Here is a 19,139-nt window from a genome sequence, read left to right on the forward strand (position 1 = left end):
CATTAAAATTTTAATGCTAAAAATACAAAAAATAGAATTGCTACTCTTCTTTTTTTATTTGGAGTAAAAACTTCTCAAACAACTGAATGGTTTTAGTATTAATTTCCTCGTATGTCAAGCGGTCTTTAGTTTGGTAAAAAAACATAAAGGAATACGGTTGGTCCAGATTGTCAATCAAAAGGTGTTTGTTCAGGCGATAGGTTTCGCGCAACACACGTTTGAAATAGTTGCGGTCTACGGCTTTCTTGAAATTCTTTTTAGAAACAGAAACACCCATTTTTATTTTTTCTCCTTCGCTCAAAGAACTGGCTTTATACACCAATCGCAGCGGATATTTAGATACTGATTTCCCTTCGGTAAACAATAATCCAATGGTGATTTTACTTTTTAGCTTTTCGTTTTTTGGGTAAGTGAAGTTCATTTTAATATAAAAAAGTCATGGATTTTGACGTGCAAAGTTACGATTAAACGTTGAGCCTGTATATTGTTTCGGATTTAAATACCGCTAAAAATATATTTCTTACTTTTGTGACAAATTTTTAAAGCATGCAAAAACTGATTTCGTATCCCATTTCCGTAATTTATTATTTGTGTTTCGGTCTTACTTTGGTTATTTTTCACCCGATACAGTGGGTTTGTTTCCATGTTTTTGGCTATCAAGCCCATAAAATAAGTGTCGATTACTTGAATTTTTTCTTGTTGAGATGCACGAATCTTTTGGGGACAACCTACAAATTTGAAAACATAGAAAGCATTCCTAAAAACACGCCTTTAATTTTTGTGTCCAATCATCAAAGTATGTACGATATTATTGCGATGATTTGGTTTTTCCGCCGATTTCATTGTAAATTTGTCAGTAAGAAAGAATTAGGAAGCGGTATCCCAAGTGTGTCATTTAATTTACGTCACGGAGGTTCTGTTCTTATTGATCGAAAAGATCCCAAACAAGCCATTCCGGCCATCAAAGGTTTAGGAGAATATATTGAAAAACACAATCGTTCGGCAGTTATTTTTCCGGAAGGAACACGAAGCAAGACGGGAAAACCAAAAGAGTTCTCGCAAACTGGTCTTAAAATTTTATGCAAGAACGCACCTTCGGCATATGTGGTTCCAGTAAGTATAAACAACTCTTGGAAAATAGTTAAATACGGTTTTTTTCCATTAGGTTTAGGAAATCGCCTTACCTTTGTAGTACATAAGCCTTTAGCGGTTAAGGATTATGATTTTGCTGATTTAATGGAGAAAACAGAAACAGCAGTAGTTCAAGGAATAAAAATTTAATTTATATATAATGTCAATAAAAAACATTCGATTAGAAGTAATGCAGTTTTTGGAAAAAAACGTAGACAGCTTTGTCGATCAGTATCTAATTCCAGTGGAGAAAATATGGCAACCAACTGATTTTTTGCCTAATTCCCAAAGCGATACTTTTTTTGATGAGGTCAAAGAATTACGTGAAATTGCAAAAGAATTACCGTATGATTTCTGGGTAACTTTAGTAGGTGATACCATTACGGAGGAAGCTTTGCCAACTTACGAATCCTGGTTAATGGACGTAGAAGGAATTGATAACGTAGAAAGAAACGGTTGGTCTAAATGGATCAGACAATGGACTGGTGAGGAAAATCGTCACGGTGATTTACTGAACAAATATTTGTATTTATCTGGTCGTGTAAACATGCGTGAAGTTGAAATGACAACGCAACACCTGATTAACGACGGTTTTGATATTGGAACCGGAAGAGATCCATACAAAAACTTTGTGTACACCAGTTTTCAAGAACTAGCGACATACGTTTCTCATAATAGAGTAGCGCAAATGGCTAAGAAATATGGTGATAACAAGTTGTCTAAAATGTGCAAAATGATTGCTGGTGACGAGATGCGTCATCATCATGCGTATAGCGAATTTGTAAATCGTATTTTTCAAGTTGATCCAAGTGAAATGATGCTTGCTTTCCAATATATGATGAAAGCAAAAATCGTTATGCCGGCTCATTTCTTGAGAGAATCCGGTGAAAAAATCAGCACTGCTTTTGAACAGTTTTCTGATTCAGCACAACGAATTGGGGTTTATACCGCAGCAGATTATGTGGATATTATGCAAAAATTAATTGACAAATGGGAAATTGACAAGATTTCCGGTTTGACAGATGAAGCAGAAAAAGCCCGTGATTATTTGATGAAACTACCTGCAAGAATGGCGAAAATTTCAGAAAGATTAGTCATTCCACAAGAATCACATATCTTCAAATGGGTTGAGCCAGCTTTAGTACGATAGATTTTTGAGTTCTAAATAAAGAATAAAAATGTTGGATTTTAAAGTTGGATAACTTTGAAGTTCAACATTTTTTTTAAAATATAATAAACAATGATAAACCCTGATTTAATAGATAAAACGATTCTTTTTGTAAAAGAAAAATTAGAAAATGCCGAAGGCGGACACGACTGGTTCCATATCGAAAGAGTGTATAAAAATGCTCTTCTAATTTCAAAAAATGAAGTTTGTAACAGCGGAATAGTTCAATTAGGTGCTTTGCTTCATGATATTGCCGACAGTAAGTTTCACGACGGCGATGAAACTGTTGGCCCAAGAATTGCCCGAGATTTTTTAGAATCGGAAAATGTTGATGAAGAAATCATCGCTCATGTGGTGAATATCATTGAAAACATCTCATACAAAGGCGGTAATTTCGAAAAGAAATTCTCATCAATAGAATTAGATGTGGTTCAGGATGCAGACCGTTTAGACGCGATTGGCGCTATTGGAATTGCCAGAACATTCAATTACGGCGGATTTAAAAATAGAGCGCTATACAACCCTAATATCGCCCCAAATTCCAGTATGACCAAGGAGGAATACAAGAAGAACGATTCTCCAACGCTCAATCATTTTTATGAAAAGTTATTGCTTTTGAAAGATAAGATGAATACCCAAACCGGAAAACAAATTGCACAAGAAAGACACCGTTACATGGAAGGATTTTTGGCGCAATTTTATGCGGAATGGGAAGGGGAGAAATAGGATTTTTGATTGCGGATTAACGATTTTAAATTTCAGATGTTTTTTCGATTGCTGATTTTTTAAATCAAAAATCAGTCCCGATAGCTATCGGGATTAATCAAAAATCTTAAATCGAAATTCCTTTTTCTTTCATTTCAAGAATCACATCTGAAGCGTTTTTAAAAGTGGGCGCTTGCTCAATAATGGTTCCTACTCTTTTTTTATTGAGTTTAAAAGTGATATCATTCTCTGTCGTGAATAGCAAAGCGGTCAGAAACGGGTTATTCATATACGGAGCCAATACAATAAAAGCTTCATCTAGTGTATGAAAACTTTCTATTTCTTCAGTTTTGTAACGCGCCGTAATAGAAAGACTAAATACGTCATTTTCTAATAAAACGGGACGCACATAGATGTTTTTCAGTTCGGTATCACCAATAGTTTTGGCAAGTGTTAATTTGGCGTAAGTGTGGTTTTCGATGCTTTCTTTTACTTTTCCCCAGAAAAGTGCAAATACAGGTTGGAAGGACATAAGTTTAATTTTAGATGATGTGTTATATTCCGAAACGGGTCTGCAAAATTAAGTGTTGTAAATCAAACAATCTCTTTTTGAGGAAAGATTATTTTAAAGGATACTACTTGTAACTAAAAAGAGAACCAATGTGGCTCTCTTTTGTTATTATTTTCCAGTAAACACTGCTTTTCTTTTCTCTAAGAAAGCTGTTGTCCCTTCTTTAAAATCTTCTGTTCCAAAGCATTTTCCGAAGGCTTTTATTTCGGCTTCATAGCCATTTTTTCCTTCTTTGAAATTAGCATTGACAGCTTTTATAGCTTTGCCAATAGCATATGGAGAGTTCTTCATTATTTTATTCGCCACACTTACACAGTAGTCTAAAAGTTCGGCTTCAGGAACTACGTGATTCACTAGTCCGGTTCTGTAAGCGTCCTGCGCCGTTACCATTCCTGCGGTCATAATCATTTCCATCGCGCGTCCTTTTCCTATCAATTGTGGCAAACGTTGTGTTCCTCCGTAACCCGGAATTACGCCCAGTGAAACTTCAGGCAATCCCATTTTTGCATTTTCTGAAGCGACTCTGAAATGACAGGCCATCGCTAATTCTAATCCGCCACCCAATGCAAAACCATTAACTGCGGCAATTACTGGAGTTTTTAAATTTTCTATGAAATCAAATAATTTTTCTTGCCCTTCTGCTGCTAATTGCGTTCCTTCCTCAATCGAGAAATGAGCAAATTCTGAAATATCAGCACCGGCTACAAACGCTTTTTCACCGCTTCCTGTTAAAATAATAACACGAATTTCAGCATTTTTCCCTAAGTTTTTAAACGCTTTGTTCAAATCAGAAATCGTCGCAACATTCAATGCATTTAGTTTTGTAGGACGATTAATGGTAATCGTAGCAATGTTATTTTCGGTTGTAATTAATATATTTTCGTAATTCATAATTGTAATTTTAAGAGTTAATTATTGGAAGCGAAACTGTAAAAGTAGTTCCTTTTCCAAATTCAGTTTCAAAGGTAATCGTTCCTTTATAATTTTCGATAATGTTTTTTATAATTCCAAGACCAAGACCCATTCCGCTGCTTTTGGTGGTAAATTTAGGTTCGAATATGCGGTCAATGTCTTTAGGCTGAATCCCAATTCCGTTGTCAGAAACCGTAATTAATACATTGTTTTCCTCTTTTTTGATACGTACCACCACCGATTTAATTTCCTGGTGTTCTGGAATAGACTGAATGGCATTCTTTGCTAAATTTGTAATGATTCGAATGAGTTGTGTTCTGTCAATTTTCGAAATAATTTCGGGAGAATCACTTTGGAAAACAATGTAATCCTCGTTAAATATATCCATGGCCAGCTCTACAACAGCTACCACATTCAAGGTTTCATTTTGCTGCGCTGGCATCGATGCAAAATTTGAAAAAGCTGAAGCTACTGCACTCATAGTGTCAATTTGTTGAATCAACGTTTCCGAGAAGTCGTTCATTTTCTGTTTTACATTAGGATCAGTCGGATCAAATTTTCGCTGAAAACTCTGAACCGTTAAACGCATTGGCGTAAGCGGATTCTTGATCTCATGCGCCACTTGTTTCGCCATTTCGCGCCAAGCTTCCTCACGTTCGCTCTGTGCTAATTTGATGGCACTTTTTTCCAGTTCATCCACCATCCCGTTGTACGCTTTTATCAAAAGATTTATTTCCTTACTGTTGGCTTCTAAAACAATTTTCTCGTTTTTTTGGTTCAAACTCGTTTCACTCAACTTATCTGAAATGGTCTTTAATGATTTTGTAATGTAGGACGACAGGAAGTAGGCAAGGGCAAAAGCCATAAGAAGCATGAAAGTATACACTTGTCCAAGACGAATCAAGAAACTCTTGAGTTCGTTTTCATAATAGCCATCGTCTTCTACATAAGGCAGGTTTAAGATTCCCAGTGGTTTGAATTTATCATCTTTAATCTGGCTGAAAGCAGAACGGTTCTTTTTGCCATCGATAGTTTTAATGTCCACGTATCTTTTTTCGATAGAGGAACGAACCAGCTTTAAAATATATTTTGGAATTGGAGGCGCTACTTTATCAACAGAAAAGGATTCCTTAGAGGATTTCAACAACTTTCCGTCTAAGCTGTAAATATTGATTTCGATATTGTGAATGTGGGCTAACTCATGAATTTTATCCTTAAAAATTAAATCCAAATTTCCCGAGGTCAGCGGATAAGTCGTTGTTGAAAGGATGAAGTTAATGTGCTGTTTTACTGCATTTTCATTACGTACCAGACGTTCTTGGTGGTATTCTTTGGCTTCGTTTTTAAATTGGATGATTGAAATGGAAGCTAGTATTACAGAAGCCATTAATATCAATACAATCATCGAAAGGAAAATCCTGATTCGTAAAGAAAGCATTGCTATTTTGAAACTTTTGAACATATTTATGATTGATTTCTTTCTCTAATTCTTTTATAAAATTTAAAACCAAGCATTATCAAAATGGAAAATAAGAAAATCCCAATAACGCCATAAATCCAGTTAACGGCATTTTTTAAAATTACTAAGAAAACCACAGCAAACAGGATAATAGTTGCGCCTTCGTTCCACAACCGCATGAAAGTAGTTGTGTATTTTACCTCGTCATTTTGCAATTGCTTAAATATTTGTTGGCATTTTGCATGGTATAAATACAACGCAAATACAAAGCCAAGTTTTACGTGCATCCAAGGCATTTTTAACCACGCTTGCCCTAAATCCGTGAAAAATAACATCCAAAAAGCGAAAATACTCGCTAAAACTGCTGAAGGCCAAGTGATAATGTACCAAAGACGGTAAGTCATTATTTTGTATTGTTTTTGAAGAATTTCTTTCTCTGGCGAAGGCTTATCTGCTGCTTCTATTTGGTAAACGAATAAGCGCACAATGTAAAATAATCCTGCAAACCATGTGATTACAAAGATGAGGTGTAAGGATTTAAGGTAATTATAGTATTCCATCGTTAGTTTGAATCAGTTTTGTGTTCATTTCTTTTTTTAGAAAATAGCCAGTCAATAGTGTTGATAAAATATCAGCAATTGGGAATGCAATCCACACTCCAAAAATACCTAAAAAATTTGGTAGAATCAGCACTAACGGAATTAGGAAAAATCCTTGTTTGCTTAAGGTCAAAAGCAATGCTTTTTTTGCCTTTCCCGCCGCTTGAAAATAAGCTGCACCAATTAACTGTACCGCTATGATTGGCGAAGCCGCAAAAACCCAACGCAACGCTTCGGGGGTTTCTGTAATTACTTTAAGGTCTGTAGTGAAAACGGCGACGATAGGTTTGGCAAAAATTAGAATTACCACAAAAATCAGCGAGGCTAGAATGGCGGCATATTTTATCGACAGTTGTACACTTTCTTTGACTCTTTCATAATTTCCAGCACCGTAATTAAAACCTGCGATGGGCAAGAATCCTTGTGTGATTCCCAGAATTGGGAATAAGGCAAACATCAACATTCGGCTGATAATCCCATAAATAGCAACGGAATGTTCACCACCATAAGTATATAAAGTATGATTCAGGATTATCGCTAAAATACTCACGACTCCTTGTCTTGAAAAAGTCACAAAACTCAATTCGGATATTTCCTTTACAATAGGAATGTTGAATTTGAAATGCCTGGCTTTTAGTTGTAGCTCACTTTTAAAATAAAAAAACCAAAACACGAATAAAAAGCAGGTAAAATAGGATATAGCTGTCGCCAAAGCAGCGCCAAACATTCCTAAATTGAGGTATTTTATAAAAATAATATCTAGTAAAATATTTATAAATGCGGGGATAATCATGGCGACCATCGCAAACTTTGCTTTGCCCTCGGCCCGAATCACGTTGTTCCCCATCATACAAAGTGCCAAGAACGGAACGCTTATAATTATGGGGATAAAAAATTCTTTTGCAGGTTCCATTATGGCTCCTTTCGCACCAAAAAGCATCAGCATTTCGTCGCTGAAAAAAAGACCAAATAGCACGAAAACTGATGCCAATAAAAAAGTCATCATGATTTGATTGCCAAAGGTATGCAATGCTTTTTCCTTATGATTGGCTCCCAATGCTCGGGAAAGTACAGAGCCTCCGCCCACGCCAATCGCCATTCCCAAAGAAGAAATCAAAAAGGTGATGGGCAAAACTACGGTTACCGCCGCAATAGCCAAAGAACCAATCCATTGCCCAACAAATATGGTATCAATTAGAATATTAACCGACATGAATAAAATTCCAATAGAAGAGGGAACGGCTTGTTTTATCAAGAGTTTTTTGATGTCCTGAGTTCCTAACTCATCGGCGGTAACAGCCATTTAAGCGTTTATTTTTTCAGAGTCAACTTTAACGGATGAAGAAGCGTTGGACCAATTTGAAATCCAGCTACCTACTGTTTTACACCAATCGTCACTGTCATTTAAACATGGAATTGCCAAGAATTCTTCACCACCATGAGCTTTAAATTCATGATTGGCTTCCATGGCAATTTCTTCTAAAGTCTCCAAACAATCGGATACGAAAGCAGGTGTTACAACAGCAAGTTTTTTAATTCCTTTTTCAGGCATTTTGTTCACTTCCACATCCGTGTAAGGCGTCAACCATTTGTCTCCCGCTAAGCGCGATTGAAAAGTCTGGCTGTATTTTCCTTCTGGAATTCCCAGTAATTTTACCACTTGTTTGGTCGTTTCATAACATTGGTGACGGTAACAAAATTCATGTGCCGGTGAAGGCGTGTTGCAACAAGATCCGTCAATTTTACAATGTGATTTGGTGATATCTGTCTTGCGAATATGACGCTCCGGAATTCCGTGGTACGAGAATAATAAATGATCGTAATCAAAACCTTCTAAATGACCTTTGATAGAATCGGCAAGGTTTTTTATATAATCGGGTTTGTTGTAAAAGGCAGGAACTATCGTGAATTTCATTTCCGGGAAATGCTTTTTACGCAATTCTTCAGCCAATTCCAGAATGGTAGTAGTTGAAGCCATAGCGTGTTGCGGATACAATGGGAAAAGCAGCACTTCATTTACGCCTTTATCATGTAATTCTTGTAAACCGGACAATAAAGATGGATTTCCGTAACGCATCGCTAAGGAAACGGGAATATCAACTAATTGCTTTACTTTGGCGTGCATTCTTTTGGAAATAACGACAAGTGGAGAACCTTCGTCCCACCATATTTTTGCGTAAGCGGCAGCTGATTTTTTAGGTCTTGTTTGTAAAATTATTCCACGAACTAATAATGCCCGTAACAAAAACGGAACGTCAATTACATATTTGTCCATTAAAAATTCGTCTAAATACGGTTTTACATCTTTAGCAGTTGGACTTTCCGGGGAACCTAAATTAACTAATAATACACCTTTCATGTTGTCTTTTTTTGTTGGCACAAAAGTAAATAAACTTACTTTTTTATAAATTGCGATTAACTATTTTTTATTTATTGTTTAATATAAGAAATCAATTGTTTACTGCATATTTGGGTTGATTGACATCAAATATTTCTTTGGCGTAGTGGCAAATTTCTTTTTGAATGCCGCTATAAAATGACTTCCGGTGCTGTAACCAATTTTCAATCCTACTTCATTTACATTATAGGAACCGCTATCGAGTAATTTTCGGGCAAAATCCATTTTGTAGTCAAATAGAAAACCATAAACCGTATCACCATAAATTTGTTTGAAACCCATTTTTAGTTTCTTTAAATTCAAACCTATTTCATCTGCTAATTCTTGTAGTCCGGGCGGTTCAGCCATGTTGGCAATAATGATTTCTTTGGCTTTTCTAATCTTCATTACATTGTCTTCGTCTATTAAAAACGGACATTGTTCTGCATTTGGATCTTCGGTTCTATTGAAATACAAACTCAGTAATTCGTATCCTTTTCCTTTATAATACAGGTTTTTTATCGACGGATGTAAGCTATAATGGAACAGTTGAGACAAAACAATTGCCATCGAAGGGCTGATATTTCCTTCGTTATAATATTTTTTGTCCTTATTATCAGCGCTTAAAAAAGTAATATAATCCGCCTCTGTCGAAAACAAAGCATGAAACTTTTTGATAGAAATAATCACCGATATCACCCAGGAATTTGGCGCTAATTCCAGATTCAAAGGCAGTTCCTTTTGTGGATTGTATAAAAGCAATGATTTCTCCTCTTTCAGTTCTAATGCATAGTTTCCTTGATTAAAGATAAATTTTGCATTTCCTTTTAATCCAAAATGAAACTGAATCAATCCACTGCTCACTTCACGTTGGGCTTGAAAGGCATCGGTGCCGTCATTCTGAAAGCGAATTAAGGTAAAGTCATCTTCAATTTTTATGATTTCTTGAGAACCCATAGCGATGTTTTTTTAACGTAAAAATGATAATTATCAGGTTGTTTTATTTAGAAACGCTCTAAATAAGGCGATTAAAATAACCTGTTTCTGCTACAAAAATAAGGGTTTTTATAATAAAACAACGATTTAAAACCAAAAAATCACATAGCGATACAAAAAGTACTTCTAGCGTTACTTTTATAAATAGTATAGTTCTAATTTTGTTTCACTTTCTGGAAAAGTGCAAATATGGAAAACAATAACACATCAAAGCATCATTATTTTTACTCCGTTGGATTGAGCTATAAAAAAGCTGATGCTGAGATTAGAGGTAAATTTAGTTTAGATGCTACTGCAAAAACCCGTTTACTGGAACAAGCAAAGAGTGAAGGTATAGAGAGTTTAATCGTCACTTCGACCTGCAACCGTACTGAAATTTATGGTTTTGCAGAACACCCTTTTCAATTAATAAAACTGATTTGTGAAAACAGTCAAGGTTCCGTTGAAGAATTTCAAAAAGTAGGATTTGTATATAAAAATCAAGAAGCGATCAGTCATATGTTTCGTGTAGGAACAGGTTTAGACAGTCAGATTCTAGGTGATTTCGAAATTATTTCTCAAATAAAAACCAGTTTTAGTCAATCAAAATCTTTTGGTTTAGCCAATGCCTTTATGGAAAGATTGGTGAATGCAGTCATTCAAGCCAGCAAAAAGATAAAAACAGACACGGAAATTAGTTCTGGAGCCACTTCGGTTTCTTTTGCTTCAGTGCAATATATTATCAAGAATGTAGAAGACATTGGAAACAAAAATATTCTATTGTTTGGTACAGGAAAAATTGGTAGAAATACCTGTGAAAATTTAGTAAAACATACTAAAAATGAGCACATTACTTTGATTAACAGAACTAAAGATAAGGCGGAAAAGTTAGCAGGAAAACTGAATTTAATTGTAAAAGATTATTCAGAACTGCATCTGGAATTGCAAAAAGCAGATGTTGTTGTTGTTGCTACCGGAGCGCAAAATCCAACTATTGATAAAGCAATTCTGAATCTGAAAAAACCATTGTTGATTTTGGATTTATCTATTCCAAAAAATGTAAATGAAGATGTTCTGGATTTAGAAGGGGTTACGCTTATTCATATGGATTATTTGTCCCAAATGACAGATGAAACTTTAGAAAATAGAAAAAAACATATTCCTGCAGCGGAAGCTATAATCGAAGAAATAAAAGAAGAATTTAATATTTGGACCAAAGGCAGAAAATTTGCTCCTACTATTAATGCTTTGAAAGCAAAACTGAATGCCATAAAAAACTCAGAATTGGATTTCCAAAGCAGAAAGATTTCAAATTTTAATGAAGAACAGGCTGAAATTATCAGTGCCAGAATTATCCAAAAAATAACAACTCACTTTGCCAATCATTTGAAAGACGACGATACTATGGTAGACGAAAGTATTGAATGGATTGAGAAAGTTTTCAAAATAGGAGCTACCGTAAGATAATGAATAAAACAATACGCATAGGAACCCGCGATAGTGAACTCGCACTTTGGCAAGCCCACACCGTCGAAAAAAAGCTAAATGATTTAGGGTATAAAACCGAAATTTTAGCGGTAAAATCACAAGGAGATATCATCCTTGACAAACCACTTTACGAATTAGGAATCACAGGAATTTTTACTAAAACGCTCGATATTGCCATGATTAATGGTCAGGTCGATATTGCGGTGCATTCCATGAAAGACGTTCCTACTGCTTTGCCAATAGGAATCGTACAAGCGGCTGTTCTGGAAAGAGCGAATACGTTGGATATTTTGGTACACAAAGGAAACCTTGATTTTCTTAATGGCGAAGGTACAATTGCTACAGGAAGTTTGCGTCGTCAAGCACAATGGTTAAATAAATATCCCAATCACAAAGTAGTGGATTTGCGTGGAAATGTCAATACCAGAATGCAAAAATTGCAGGAAAGCGATTGGAACGGAGCTGTTTTTGCGGCAGCAGGATTGGAAAGAATCAACTTGAAACCGTCCAATTATATTGATTTGGATTGGATGATTCCAGCGCCGGCTCAAGGCGCAATGGTCGTTGTAGCGATGGCTGATGATGAATTCTCCAGACAAGCGCTAAACGAACTTAACGATATTGATACCGAAGTTTGTACACATATCGAAAGACAGTTTTTAAAAACACTCGAAGGCGGTTGTACGGCACCAATTGGCGCTTTAGCAGTTTTTGTAGAAGATGATATTTTGTTTAAAGGCGTTTTATTCTCTATCGATGGAAAGCAAAAAATCGAAATCGAAAAAACCGTTCCGATGCAAGAATGGAAGAAATTAGGCTTTTATTGTGCCAAAGAAATTTTAGAAAATGGCGGAGCAGAATTGATGACAGCAATTAAAATTAATTTGAAGAAATAATGAGCCAAACAAGCATTTTATCCACCAAAACATTGTCGGCAGAACAAAGACAAGTATTTCTTGATGCTAATTTTGATCTTTTAGAACAAGATTTTATCGAAATCAAAAACAACCTTTTTGAACTGAAAACAATCCACAACAACTTAATTTTTAGTAGCCAAAATGCTGTTTTAAGTTTGATAGAACAAAACGGTTGGGAAGTTTTAAAGACTAAACCTGTTTTTTGTGTAGGTATTAAAACTAAGGAATTACTGGAGTCGCATGGCTTTACAGTTGATGTTTATTTGGATTACGCATCTGAATTAGCTGAAATAATCACTTTAATTTACAATAAGGAAAGCTATACTTTTTTGAGCGGAAATTTGCGTAAAGAAACGTTGCCTGAAGCATTAAAAAGTGCAGGAATAACGTTTAATGAAATCGAAGTGTATCAAACAACTCTAGCGCCTTTTAAAATATCAGACCAAGAAAATTTTGACGGAATTCTATTTTTTAGCCCATCTGGCGTTGAAAGTTATTTGACAAATAATAAAATTAAGAATGAAGTTTGTTTTTGCATAGGCACTACTACAGCATCAGCATTAGAGACAAAGAAAATTAAAAACATAGTAATTGCCGAAACGCCAACTATCGAAGAGGTGATTGAAGAAGTTATTGAATATTATAAAACGGAAAGCATCTAGCAATCTGCTAAAATTTAAATACATGATTAAGAACGACCTATTTTTAAGAGCACTAAAAGGAGAAACAGTACAACGTCCACCAGTTTGGATGATGCGTCAAGCAGGAAGATATTTACCGGAATTCATCGCTTTGCGTGATAAATATGATTTTTTCACCCGTTGTCAAACGCCAGAATTAGCTGCTGAAATCACCGTACAACCAATAAGAAGAATTGCACCGGATGCTGCGATTTTGTTTTCGGATATTTTGGTAATTCCTCAAGCAATGGGAATCGAAGTAGAGATGAAACCTAATTTTGGTCCTTATTTACCAAATCCAATTCGTACAATTCAGGATGTGGAAAAAGTTATCGTTCCAGATGTTCATGAAACATTAGGGTACGTTTTTGACGCAATCAAATTGACCAAAGAAATGTTGAATGATGAGGTGCCGTTAATTGGTTTCGCGGGTTCTCCTTGGACAATTATGTGTTATGCAGTGGAAGGAAAAGGTTCTAAAAGCTTTGATATGGCCAAAGGATTTTGTTTCCAACATCCAGAAGCAGCGCACGTTTTATTGCAAAAAATTACAGACACCACCATTTTATATTTGAAAGAAAAAGTAAAAGCGGGAGTCAATGCCGTTCAAATTTTTGATTCTTGGGGCGGAATGTTGTCTCCGGTTGATTATCAGGAATTCTCTTGGAAATACATCAACCAAATCATTGAAGCATTGGCTGATGATGCACCGGTAATTGTTTTCGGAAAAGGATGTTGGTTTGCATTAGGTGAAATGGGAAAAAGTAGAGCTTCTGCGTTAGGAGTTGATTGGACTTGTTCTCCAAGAAACGCAAGATACTTGTCTGGTGGAAATATCACGTTGCAAGGAAATTTTGATCCATCAAGATTGTTGTCGCCAATTCCGGTGATTAAGAAAATGGTGCATGAAATGATTGATGAATTCGGAAAAGACAAATACATCGTGAATTTGGGTCACGGAATTTTACCAAATATTCCTGTGGATCACGCGAAAGCGTTTATTGATGCAGTGAAGGAATACAATCAGTAAACAGTATTCAGTCGCAGTTTTCAATTTTTTTATTTTCTGCAAGGTTTCTAAAAACTTGCAGAAAATAAAAAACAAAACACTATTTATGGAATCATTAATACATAAAACGGAATCTTTTCATGTAGCCGCATTAAAATCAGAAGACGCATTAAGTCTTAATGAATTAATGGTTTCTAATACAGAAAGATTTAAAAGATATTTTCCAAAAACGCTTTCCAAAAACTTGACTATTGAAGCATCTGAAAATTATATTTCAAGTAAAAACAAAGAAATTCAATCGAGTTATGAATTTACGTATGCTATTAAAGAAAATGCTACTCAAAATATAGCTGGACTTATAATTATCAAAGAATTGAATTGGGATTCGAAACAAGGTGAATTTGCATACTGTATTGGTTATCAATATGAAGGAAAAGGATGGATGTCGAAAGCCATAAAAGAAGTTTCAAATTATGCCTTTAACAATTTACATTTAAAAACGCTTCAAATAATAGCACACCAAAGCAACTTTGCAAGTATAAAAGTTGCCCAGAATTGTGATTTTATATGGAGAAGAACATTAGAAAATGAATATACTCCTCCTAATGAATTGCCATTAGATATGGAACTATACGAACTTAAAAATGAAAAATAAATTTTACACATACATACAAAACCTTCAAGACCAAATCTGTAAAGGGTTGGAAACGGTTGAAGGTCAAGCCAAATTCCGTGAAGACCTTTGGGAACGTCCGGAAGGCGGAGGCGGAAGAACACGCGTAATAGAGAACGGAACTGTTTTCGAAAAAGGCGGAGTTAATATTTCTGCAGTTCACGGAAAATTACCGGAAGCCATGCAAAAAATGTTCAACGTTGGTGAAGCTGATTTTTTTGCTTGCGGACTGAGTCTGGTATTGCATCCAAAAAATCCAATGGTGCCAACTGTTCACGCAAACTGGCGTTATTTCGAAATGTACGATGACAACGGAAATGTAATCCAGCAATGGTTTGGAGGCGGACAGGATTTAACACCGTATTATCTGTTTGAAGAAGATGCAATTCATTTTCATCAAACCTGTAAAACGGCATGCGATAAACACAATCCGGAGTTTTATCCAAAATACAAGAAACAATGCGATTCCTATTTTTGGAACGCCCATCGTAATGAAGCACGCGGAATTGGCGGATTGTTTTTCGATTATTGCAAAGCAACAGATACAATGTCAATGCAAGATTGGTACAACTTTGTAACCGAAGTTGGTAATAGTTTCCTTGAAGCCTATGTTCCAATTGTAGAAAAAAGAAAAGATTTAGCCTATACTCCAGAGCAAAGAACGTGGCAGGAAATCCGTCGCGGTCGTTATGTGGAGTTTAATTTGGTACACGACAAAGGCACTTTATTTGGACTAAAAACCAACGGAAGAATCGAAAGCATTCTGATGAGTTTACCACCACATGTGCAATGGGTTTACGATCATCACGCTGAAGCCGGAAGCGAAGAAGAAAAATTAGTAAACGTATTAGAGAATCCAAGAAATTGGATTGCAGATTGTTGATTAACGATTTTTGATTTCAGATTTTCTGTTATCACCAATTCGTTTTAAATCATAAATCAGCAATCGCTAATCTAAAATCATAAATCATATGTTCCCATTACACAGAGGCAGAAGATTAAGAACAAACGAATCCATAAGAAGTTTGGTTCGTGAAACCAGTTTGAGTCCATCGGATTTTATGTTTCCTATGTTTATTGCTGAAGGTGAAAACTACAAAGTAGAAATTCCTTCGATGCCAGGAATATTTCGTCGTTCGATAGATTTAACGGTAGAAGAAGTCAAAGAAATATTTGCATTAGGAATTCGTGCCGTGAATATTTATGTAAAAGTCAGTGAAAATTTAAAAGATAACGAAGGAAATGAAGCTTGGAATCCAAACGGATTAATGCAAAATGCCATCCGTGCGATTAAGGCCGCTTGTCCGGAAATGATTGTAATGCCTGATGTAGCTTTGGACCCCTATTCCATTTATGGACATGACGGAATCATTGCAAACGGTGATGTAGAAAACGATTCGACGAACGTAGCTTTGGTAAAAATGGCTGTTTCTCATGCGCAAGCGGGTGCCGATTTTGTAGCGCCATCAGACATGATGGACGGACGTGTATTGCGTTTGCGCGAAGGTCTGGACGCTGCCGGTTTTCATAACGTAGGAATCATGAGTTATTCAGCAAAATATGCTTCTGCATTTTACGGACCTTTCCGTGATGCATTAGACAGCGCTCCTGTTGAAGCCACTGAAATTCCAAAAGACAAAAAAACATACCAAATGGATTATGCTAATCGTATCGAAGCCATTAAAGAAGCGTTGTGGGACGTGGAAGAGGGCGCCGATATGGTTATGGTAAAACCTGGAATTGCGTATTTAGACATCGTTCGTGAAGTTAAAAACGCGGTAAATGTTCCGGTAACGGTATACCACGTTTCGGGAGAATATGCAATGATCAAAGCCGCTGCCGAAAGAGGTTGGTTAGATCATGATCAGATAATGATGGAACAACTAATGTGTATCAAACGCGCCGGAGCCAGTTTGATTTCGACTTATTTTGCCAAAGAAGCCGCAATACTTTTAAACAAATAAACATGAAAAAATGTTTAATAATAGCGGTTTTATTGCTTTCCAATAGCATTTTTGCACAAGTTGAGGTAGTTTCCACTTTTGTCGAGAAATGGGATAATTCCAAAGATTATTTAGTAGCCGTTGCAGAAGCTATGCCGGAAGATAAATATGATTACAAACCAACTGCCCGTGAAATGTCATTTAGAGAACAGTTATTTCACATACAAGAGAATATGAATTGGTTGAGTACAACGCATTTTTCGGAAGAGAAATATGTGAAAAAAGAAGCGGTAAAAGAACTTTCGAAAGCGCAAATGATCCAAGAAATAAAAGTCTCTTTTGATAAAGCAAAGGCATTTGTACAAAAAACTAATGATACTGAACTGTCGCAAAAAGTAGCTTTTTTTGCGGGTCCAAAATCAAAATTACAGATAATCAACTTGATGCAAGATCATGTTACCCATCACAGAGCACAAATTTTAGTATATTTGAATCTGAATCAAATTCTGCCGCCTAAATATGTGGGTTGGTAATTTTTAGTGATTTAGATACTTAAAATTAAAAAAAATATTATGAGAAAGACATTGTTTTTATTTGCTGTTTTAGCCTTTGCTTCTTGCAAAAAAGAAGAAGTCAAAAAAGAACCTTTATATCCAACCACTACCGAAGAAGTTGCCCAAACTCCAGAGGAATTAGGGGAGGAAATTTTCAAAGGAAAAGGAAATTGCGTTGCTTGTCATCAAGTAGACAAGAAAGTGATAGGACCAAGCCTGCAGGATATTGCTAAGATTTATAAAGATAAAAATGCTGATATCGTAACGTTTTTAAAAGGTGAAGGCGAACCTATTGTTGACCCAAGCCAGTATGAAGTTATGAAAACAAACTTCGCCGTTACAAAAGCCATGTCTGATGACGAATTGAAAGCCTTAGAAGCTTACGTTTACTCACATTTGAAATAATTTATACTGAACTTATTTCAGTATCTGGAGCTAATCCCGCTATTCGCTGTATTCCCGATAAATAAAAACTACGGCTAAAAAGCCTTGTTTTTCTAAATCGGGAGATGCCGCTGCTATCAGGGCTAAAATACAAGAACCATTCGTCTCTGCGAGTGGTTTTTTTTTATGTTCAGAACGTTCTGATTTTTATTTCTTACTGAACTTTTTACTTCTTTGGGAACAATGTGATTAATTTTTTTATCTTTAAAATATGGAAACAGCATACATCAAAACGCCTTTAGGGATCGCTACAATCATTGGTGATGAAAATGGAATATCTGTAATTTCAGTTTCGGATGAAGGTGAAATTTCAACTACAATTCCTGCTGTTGTGCAAGAAGCCGTTATGCAACTCAACGATTATTTTGAAGGGAAACGAACCGATTTTGACTTTGCACTGAATCCAAAAGGTACTGAATTCCAACAAAAAGTCTGGAAAGGATTGCTGGAAATTCCATTTGGCAAAACCTGTAGTTATATGGATTTATCTAAAAAATTGGGTGATGTCAAAGCCATTAGAGCCGTTGCTTCTGCTAATGGGAAAAATCCGCTTTGGATTGTTGTTCCCTGTCACAGAGTCATTGGGACAGATGGTTCATTAACCGGTTATGCAGGCGGATTATGGCGAAAGAAATGGTTATTAGAACATGAGAATCCAACTACTCAACAAACTCTTTTTTAGTTGTTTGTCAATAAATTCCCTATATTCGTTTATGAAAATCCGTGCAAATCTCTAAAATCCGCGTCATCTGCGTGCCATAAAATGATAGAAAAAATAAACCTGAATAATATCCTGTTTCTCGATATAGAAACCGTTCCGGAAGCCGAAGATTTCAATGCATTAGATGCTGAAATGAAAGATCTTTGGGAACACAAAACCCAATACCAGCGCAAAGACGAATATACTCCGGAAGATTTTTATGATCGTGCCGGCATTTGGGCTGAGTTTGGTAAAATCGTTTGTATTTCGGTGGGTTATTTTACCATCAAAGGCGATATTCGGAATTTTAGAGTGACTTCTTTTTTTGGAGAAGAAAAGAAAATATTGCTCGATTTCAATAATCTGCTGAACAATCATTTCAATCAGCCTCAACATGTTTTGTGTGGGCACAATGCCAAGGAATTCGATATTCCTTTTCTCGCCCGACGAATGATTATCAATCAAATCGCCATTCCGAACAAGCTGAATTTATTTGGAAAAAAACCATGGGAAATCCCACATTTGGATACGTTGGAATTGTGGAAATTTGGCGATTACAAGCATTTTACTTCTTTGAAATTGATGTGTAAAGTACTTGGGATTCCTTCGCCAAAAGGAGACATCGACGGAAGCCAAGTTGGACATGTGTTTTATGTAGACAAAGACATTGACCGCATTGTTACTTATTGTGAGAAAGATACCATCGCCGTGGCACAGATTTTCTTGAGATTACGCAGAGAAGAATTGTTAATTGAAGACGAGATTATTCACGTGTAAGCATTATATCATTGTTATTGCAATTGATATTGATTTATTACATTTACAAAAATTATA

Annotated in this window: 22 protein-coding genes; 14 read left to right on the forward strand and 8 right to left on the reverse strand. The window is 35.9% G+C overall.

What is annotated here, in order from left to right:
• Positions 1-40: 40 nt before the first annotated feature.
• The gene (rnpA, locus tag DR980_RS10450; protein ID WP_113635819.1) at positions 41-421 is read right to left on the reverse strand and encodes a ribonuclease P protein component; all 381 of its coding nucleotides are present in this window, start codon (positions 419-421) and stop codon (positions 41-43) included.
• Positions 422-546: 125 nt separating this feature from the next.
• On the opposite strand from rnpA, the gene DR980_RS10455 reads away from it, so the two are divergent.
• The 3 genes from DR980_RS10455 (at position 547) to DR980_RS10465 (ending at position 3,025) form a co-directional block, all read left to right on the forward strand.
• Positions 547-1,281: a lysophospholipid acyltransferase family protein gene (locus DR980_RS10455; RefSeq protein ID WP_113635821.1), complete on the forward strand. Its 735-nt coding sequence runs from the start codon at positions 547-549 to the stop codon at positions 1,279-1,281.
• A gap of 10 nt (positions 1,282-1,291) precedes the next feature.
• The gene (locus DR980_RS10460; RefSeq protein ID WP_113635823.1) at positions 1,292-2,281 is read left to right on the forward strand and encodes an acyl-ACP desaturase; all 990 of its coding nucleotides are present in this window, start codon (positions 1,292-1,294) and stop codon (positions 2,279-2,281) included.
• 90 nt (positions 2,282-2,371) lie between these two features.
• On the forward strand, positions 2,372-3,025 hold the full coding sequence (locus DR980_RS10465; RefSeq protein WP_113635825.1) for an HD domain-containing protein: 654 nt from the start codon (positions 2,372-2,374) through the stop codon (positions 3,023-3,025).
• 106 nt (positions 3,026-3,131) lie between these two features.
• Here the strand turns inward: DR980_RS10465 and DR980_RS10470 are convergent, their stop codons facing one another.
• From DR980_RS10470 to DR980_RS10500, 7 genes are all read right to left on the reverse strand, one after another.
• Entirely contained in the window at positions 3,132-3,536 is a 405-nt protein-coding gene (locus tag DR980_RS10470) for a hypothetical protein (protein ID WP_113635827.1), read from the reverse strand.
• A 147-nt stretch (positions 3,537-3,683) separates the two neighbouring features.
• Positions 3,684-4,466, reverse strand: coding sequence for an enoyl-CoA hydratase/isomerase family protein (locus tag DR980_RS10475; RefSeq protein ID WP_113635829.1), 783 nt, complete (start codon positions 4,464-4,466; stop codon positions 3,684-3,686).
• A 10-nt stretch (positions 4,467-4,476) separates the two neighbouring features.
• Entirely contained in the window at positions 4,477-5,949 is a 1,473-nt protein-coding gene (locus DR980_RS10480; protein WP_394335939.1) for a sensor histidine kinase, read from the reverse strand.
• A 2-nt stretch (positions 5,950-5,951) separates the two neighbouring features.
• Positions 5,952-6,506 carry a CopD family protein gene (locus DR980_RS10485; RefSeq protein WP_113635831.1) on the reverse strand — a complete coding sequence of 185 codons (555 nt, stop codon included), beginning with the start codon at positions 6,504-6,506 and terminating at the stop codon, positions 5,952-5,954.
• Positions 6,493-7,848: an MATE family efflux transporter gene (locus DR980_RS10490; protein ID WP_113635834.1), complete on the reverse strand. Its 1,356-nt coding sequence runs from the start codon at positions 7,846-7,848 to the stop codon at positions 6,493-6,495. Before DR980_RS10490 ends, DR980_RS10485 begins: the two co-directional genes overlap by 14 nt.
• Positions 7,849-8,904: a ferrochelatase gene (gene hemH / locus DR980_RS10495; RefSeq protein WP_113635835.1), complete on the reverse strand. Its 1,056-nt coding sequence runs from the start codon at positions 8,902-8,904 to the stop codon at positions 7,849-7,851.
• Positions 8,905-9,003: 99 nt separating this feature from the next.
• Entirely contained in the window at positions 9,004-9,879 is an 876-nt protein-coding gene (locus DR980_RS10500; protein WP_073209286.1) for a helix-turn-helix domain-containing protein, read from the reverse strand.
• A gap of 228 nt (positions 9,880-10,107) precedes the next feature.
• Here DR980_RS10500 and hemA point away from each other — a divergent pair, with 228 nt between their 5' ends.
• From hemA to DR980_RS10555, 11 genes are all read left to right on the forward strand, one after another.
• Positions 10,108-11,364: a glutamyl-tRNA reductase gene (hemA, locus tag DR980_RS10505; RefSeq protein ID WP_113635837.1), complete on the forward strand. Its 1,257-nt coding sequence runs from the start codon at positions 10,108-10,110 to the stop codon at positions 11,362-11,364.
• A complete protein-coding gene (gene hemC / locus DR980_RS10510) occupies positions 11,364-12,281 on the forward strand; it encodes a hydroxymethylbilane synthase (protein ID WP_167400556.1) in 918 nt (305 codons plus the stop codon). Before hemA ends, hemC begins: the two co-directional genes overlap by 1 nt.
• Positions 12,281-12,964: a uroporphyrinogen-III synthase gene (locus DR980_RS10515; protein WP_113635841.1), complete on the forward strand. Its 684-nt coding sequence runs from the start codon at positions 12,281-12,283 to the stop codon at positions 12,962-12,964. Before hemC ends, DR980_RS10515 begins: the two co-directional genes overlap by 1 nt.
• 22 nt (positions 12,965-12,986) lie before the next feature.
• Entirely contained in the window at positions 12,987-14,012 is a 1,026-nt protein-coding gene (gene hemE, locus DR980_RS10520) for a uroporphyrinogen decarboxylase (protein WP_113635844.1), read from the forward strand.
• Between the two features lie 85 nt (positions 14,013-14,097).
• Complete coding sequence (locus DR980_RS10525; RefSeq protein ID WP_113635845.1) at positions 14,098-14,646, forward strand: GNAT family N-acetyltransferase; 549 nt, start codon at positions 14,098-14,100, stop codon at positions 14,644-14,646.
• Positions 14,636-15,547: an oxygen-dependent coproporphyrinogen oxidase gene (gene hemF / locus DR980_RS10530; RefSeq protein WP_113635847.1), complete on the forward strand. Its 912-nt coding sequence runs from the start codon at positions 14,636-14,638 to the stop codon at positions 15,545-15,547. The genes DR980_RS10525 and hemF overlap by 11 nt, the downstream gene beginning before the upstream one ends.
• An 88-nt stretch (positions 15,548-15,635) precedes the next feature.
• A complete protein-coding gene (hemB, locus tag DR980_RS10535; RefSeq protein ID WP_113635849.1) occupies positions 15,636-16,628 on the forward strand; it encodes a porphobilinogen synthase in 993 nt (330 codons plus the stop codon).
• A gap of 2 nt (positions 16,629-16,630) precedes the next feature.
• Entirely contained in the window at positions 16,631-17,140 is a 510-nt protein-coding gene (locus tag DR980_RS10540) for a DinB family protein (RefSeq protein WP_113635851.1), read from the forward strand.
• A gap of 39 nt (positions 17,141-17,179) precedes the next feature.
• Positions 17,180-17,566, forward strand: a complete 387-nt coding sequence (locus DR980_RS10545) for a c-type cytochrome (RefSeq protein WP_113635853.1) — start codon at positions 17,180-17,182, stop codon at positions 17,564-17,566.
• A gap of 250 nt (positions 17,567-17,816) precedes the next feature.
• Positions 17,817-18,287 (forward strand): methylated-DNA--[protein]-cysteine S-methyltransferase, encoded by a 471-nt coding sequence (locus DR980_RS10550; RefSeq protein WP_113635855.1) that lies wholly within the window; start codon positions 17,817-17,819, stop codon positions 18,285-18,287.
• An 81-nt stretch (positions 18,288-18,368) separates the two neighbouring features.
• A complete protein-coding gene (locus tag DR980_RS10555; protein ID WP_099713896.1) occupies positions 18,369-19,082 on the forward strand; it encodes a 3'-5' exonuclease in 714 nt (237 codons plus the stop codon).
• Positions 19,083-19,139: the final 57 nt, after the last annotated feature.

Origin of the sequence: Flavobacterium psychrolimnae, assembly GCF_003312425.1 — a bacterium.
Taxonomy (GTDB): Bacteria; Bacteroidota; Bacteroidia; order Flavobacteriales; family Flavobacteriaceae; genus Flavobacterium; species Flavobacterium psychrolimnae.

Coding starts and splice junctions, on each gene's coding strand:
- rnpA (WP_113635819.1), bottom strand. CDS start 421: ATGAACTTCACTTACCCAAAAAACGAAAAGCTAAAAAGTAAAATCACC.
- DR980_RS10455 (WP_113635821.1), top strand. CDS start 547: ATGCAAAAACTGATTTCGTATCCCATTTCCGTAATTTATTATTTGTGT.
- DR980_RS10460 (WP_113635823.1), top strand. CDS start 1,292: ATGTCAATAAAAAACATTCGATTAGAAGTAATGCAGTTTTTGGAAAAA.
- DR980_RS10465 (WP_113635825.1), top strand. CDS start 2,372: ATGATAAACCCTGATTTAATAGATAAAACGATTCTTTTTGTAAAAGAA.
- DR980_RS10470 (WP_113635827.1), bottom strand. CDS start 3,536: ATGTCCTTCCAACCTGTATTTGCACTTTTCTGGGGAAAAGTAAAAGAA.
- DR980_RS10475 (WP_113635829.1), bottom strand. CDS start 4,466: ATGAATTACGAAAATATATTAATTACAACCGAAAATAACATTGCTACG.
- DR980_RS10480 (WP_394335939.1), bottom strand. CDS start 5,949: ATGTTCAAAAGTTTCAAAATAGCAATGCTTTCTTTACGAATCAGGATT.
- DR980_RS10485 (WP_113635831.1), bottom strand. CDS start 6,506: ATGGAATACTATAATTACCTTAAATCCTTACACCTCATCTTTGTAATC.
- DR980_RS10490 (WP_113635834.1), bottom strand. CDS start 7,848: ATGGCTGTTACCGCCGATGAGTTAGGAACTCAGGACATCAAAAAACTC.
- hemH (WP_113635835.1), bottom strand. CDS start 8,904: ATGAAAGGTGTATTATTAGTTAATTTAGGTTCCCCGGAAAGTCCAACT.
- DR980_RS10500 (WP_073209286.1), bottom strand. CDS start 9,879: ATGGGTTCTCAAGAAATCATAAAAATTGAAGATGACTTTACCTTAATT.
- hemA (WP_113635837.1), top strand. CDS start 10,108: ATGGAAAACAATAACACATCAAAGCATCATTATTTTTACTCCGTTGGA.
- hemC (WP_167400556.1), top strand. CDS start 11,364: ATGAATAAAACAATACGCATAGGAACCCGCGATAGTGAACTCGCACTT.
- DR980_RS10515 (WP_113635841.1), top strand. CDS start 12,281: ATGAGCCAAACAAGCATTTTATCCACCAAAACATTGTCGGCAGAACAA.
- hemE (WP_113635844.1), top strand. CDS start 12,987: ATGATTAAGAACGACCTATTTTTAAGAGCACTAAAAGGAGAAACAGTA.
- DR980_RS10525 (WP_113635845.1), top strand. CDS start 14,098: ATGGAATCATTAATACATAAAACGGAATCTTTTCATGTAGCCGCATTA.
- hemF (WP_113635847.1), top strand. CDS start 14,636: ATGAAAAATAAATTTTACACATACATACAAAACCTTCAAGACCAAATC.
- hemB (WP_113635849.1), top strand. CDS start 15,636: ATGTTCCCATTACACAGAGGCAGAAGATTAAGAACAAACGAATCCATA.
- DR980_RS10540 (WP_113635851.1), top strand. CDS start 16,631: ATGAAAAAATGTTTAATAATAGCGGTTTTATTGCTTTCCAATAGCATT.
- DR980_RS10545 (WP_113635853.1), top strand. CDS start 17,180: ATGAGAAAGACATTGTTTTTATTTGCTGTTTTAGCCTTTGCTTCTTGC.
- DR980_RS10550 (WP_113635855.1), top strand. CDS start 17,817: ATGGAAACAGCATACATCAAAACGCCTTTAGGGATCGCTACAATCATT.
- DR980_RS10555 (WP_099713896.1), top strand. CDS start 18,369: ATGATAGAAAAAATAAACCTGAATAATATCCTGTTTCTCGATATAGAA.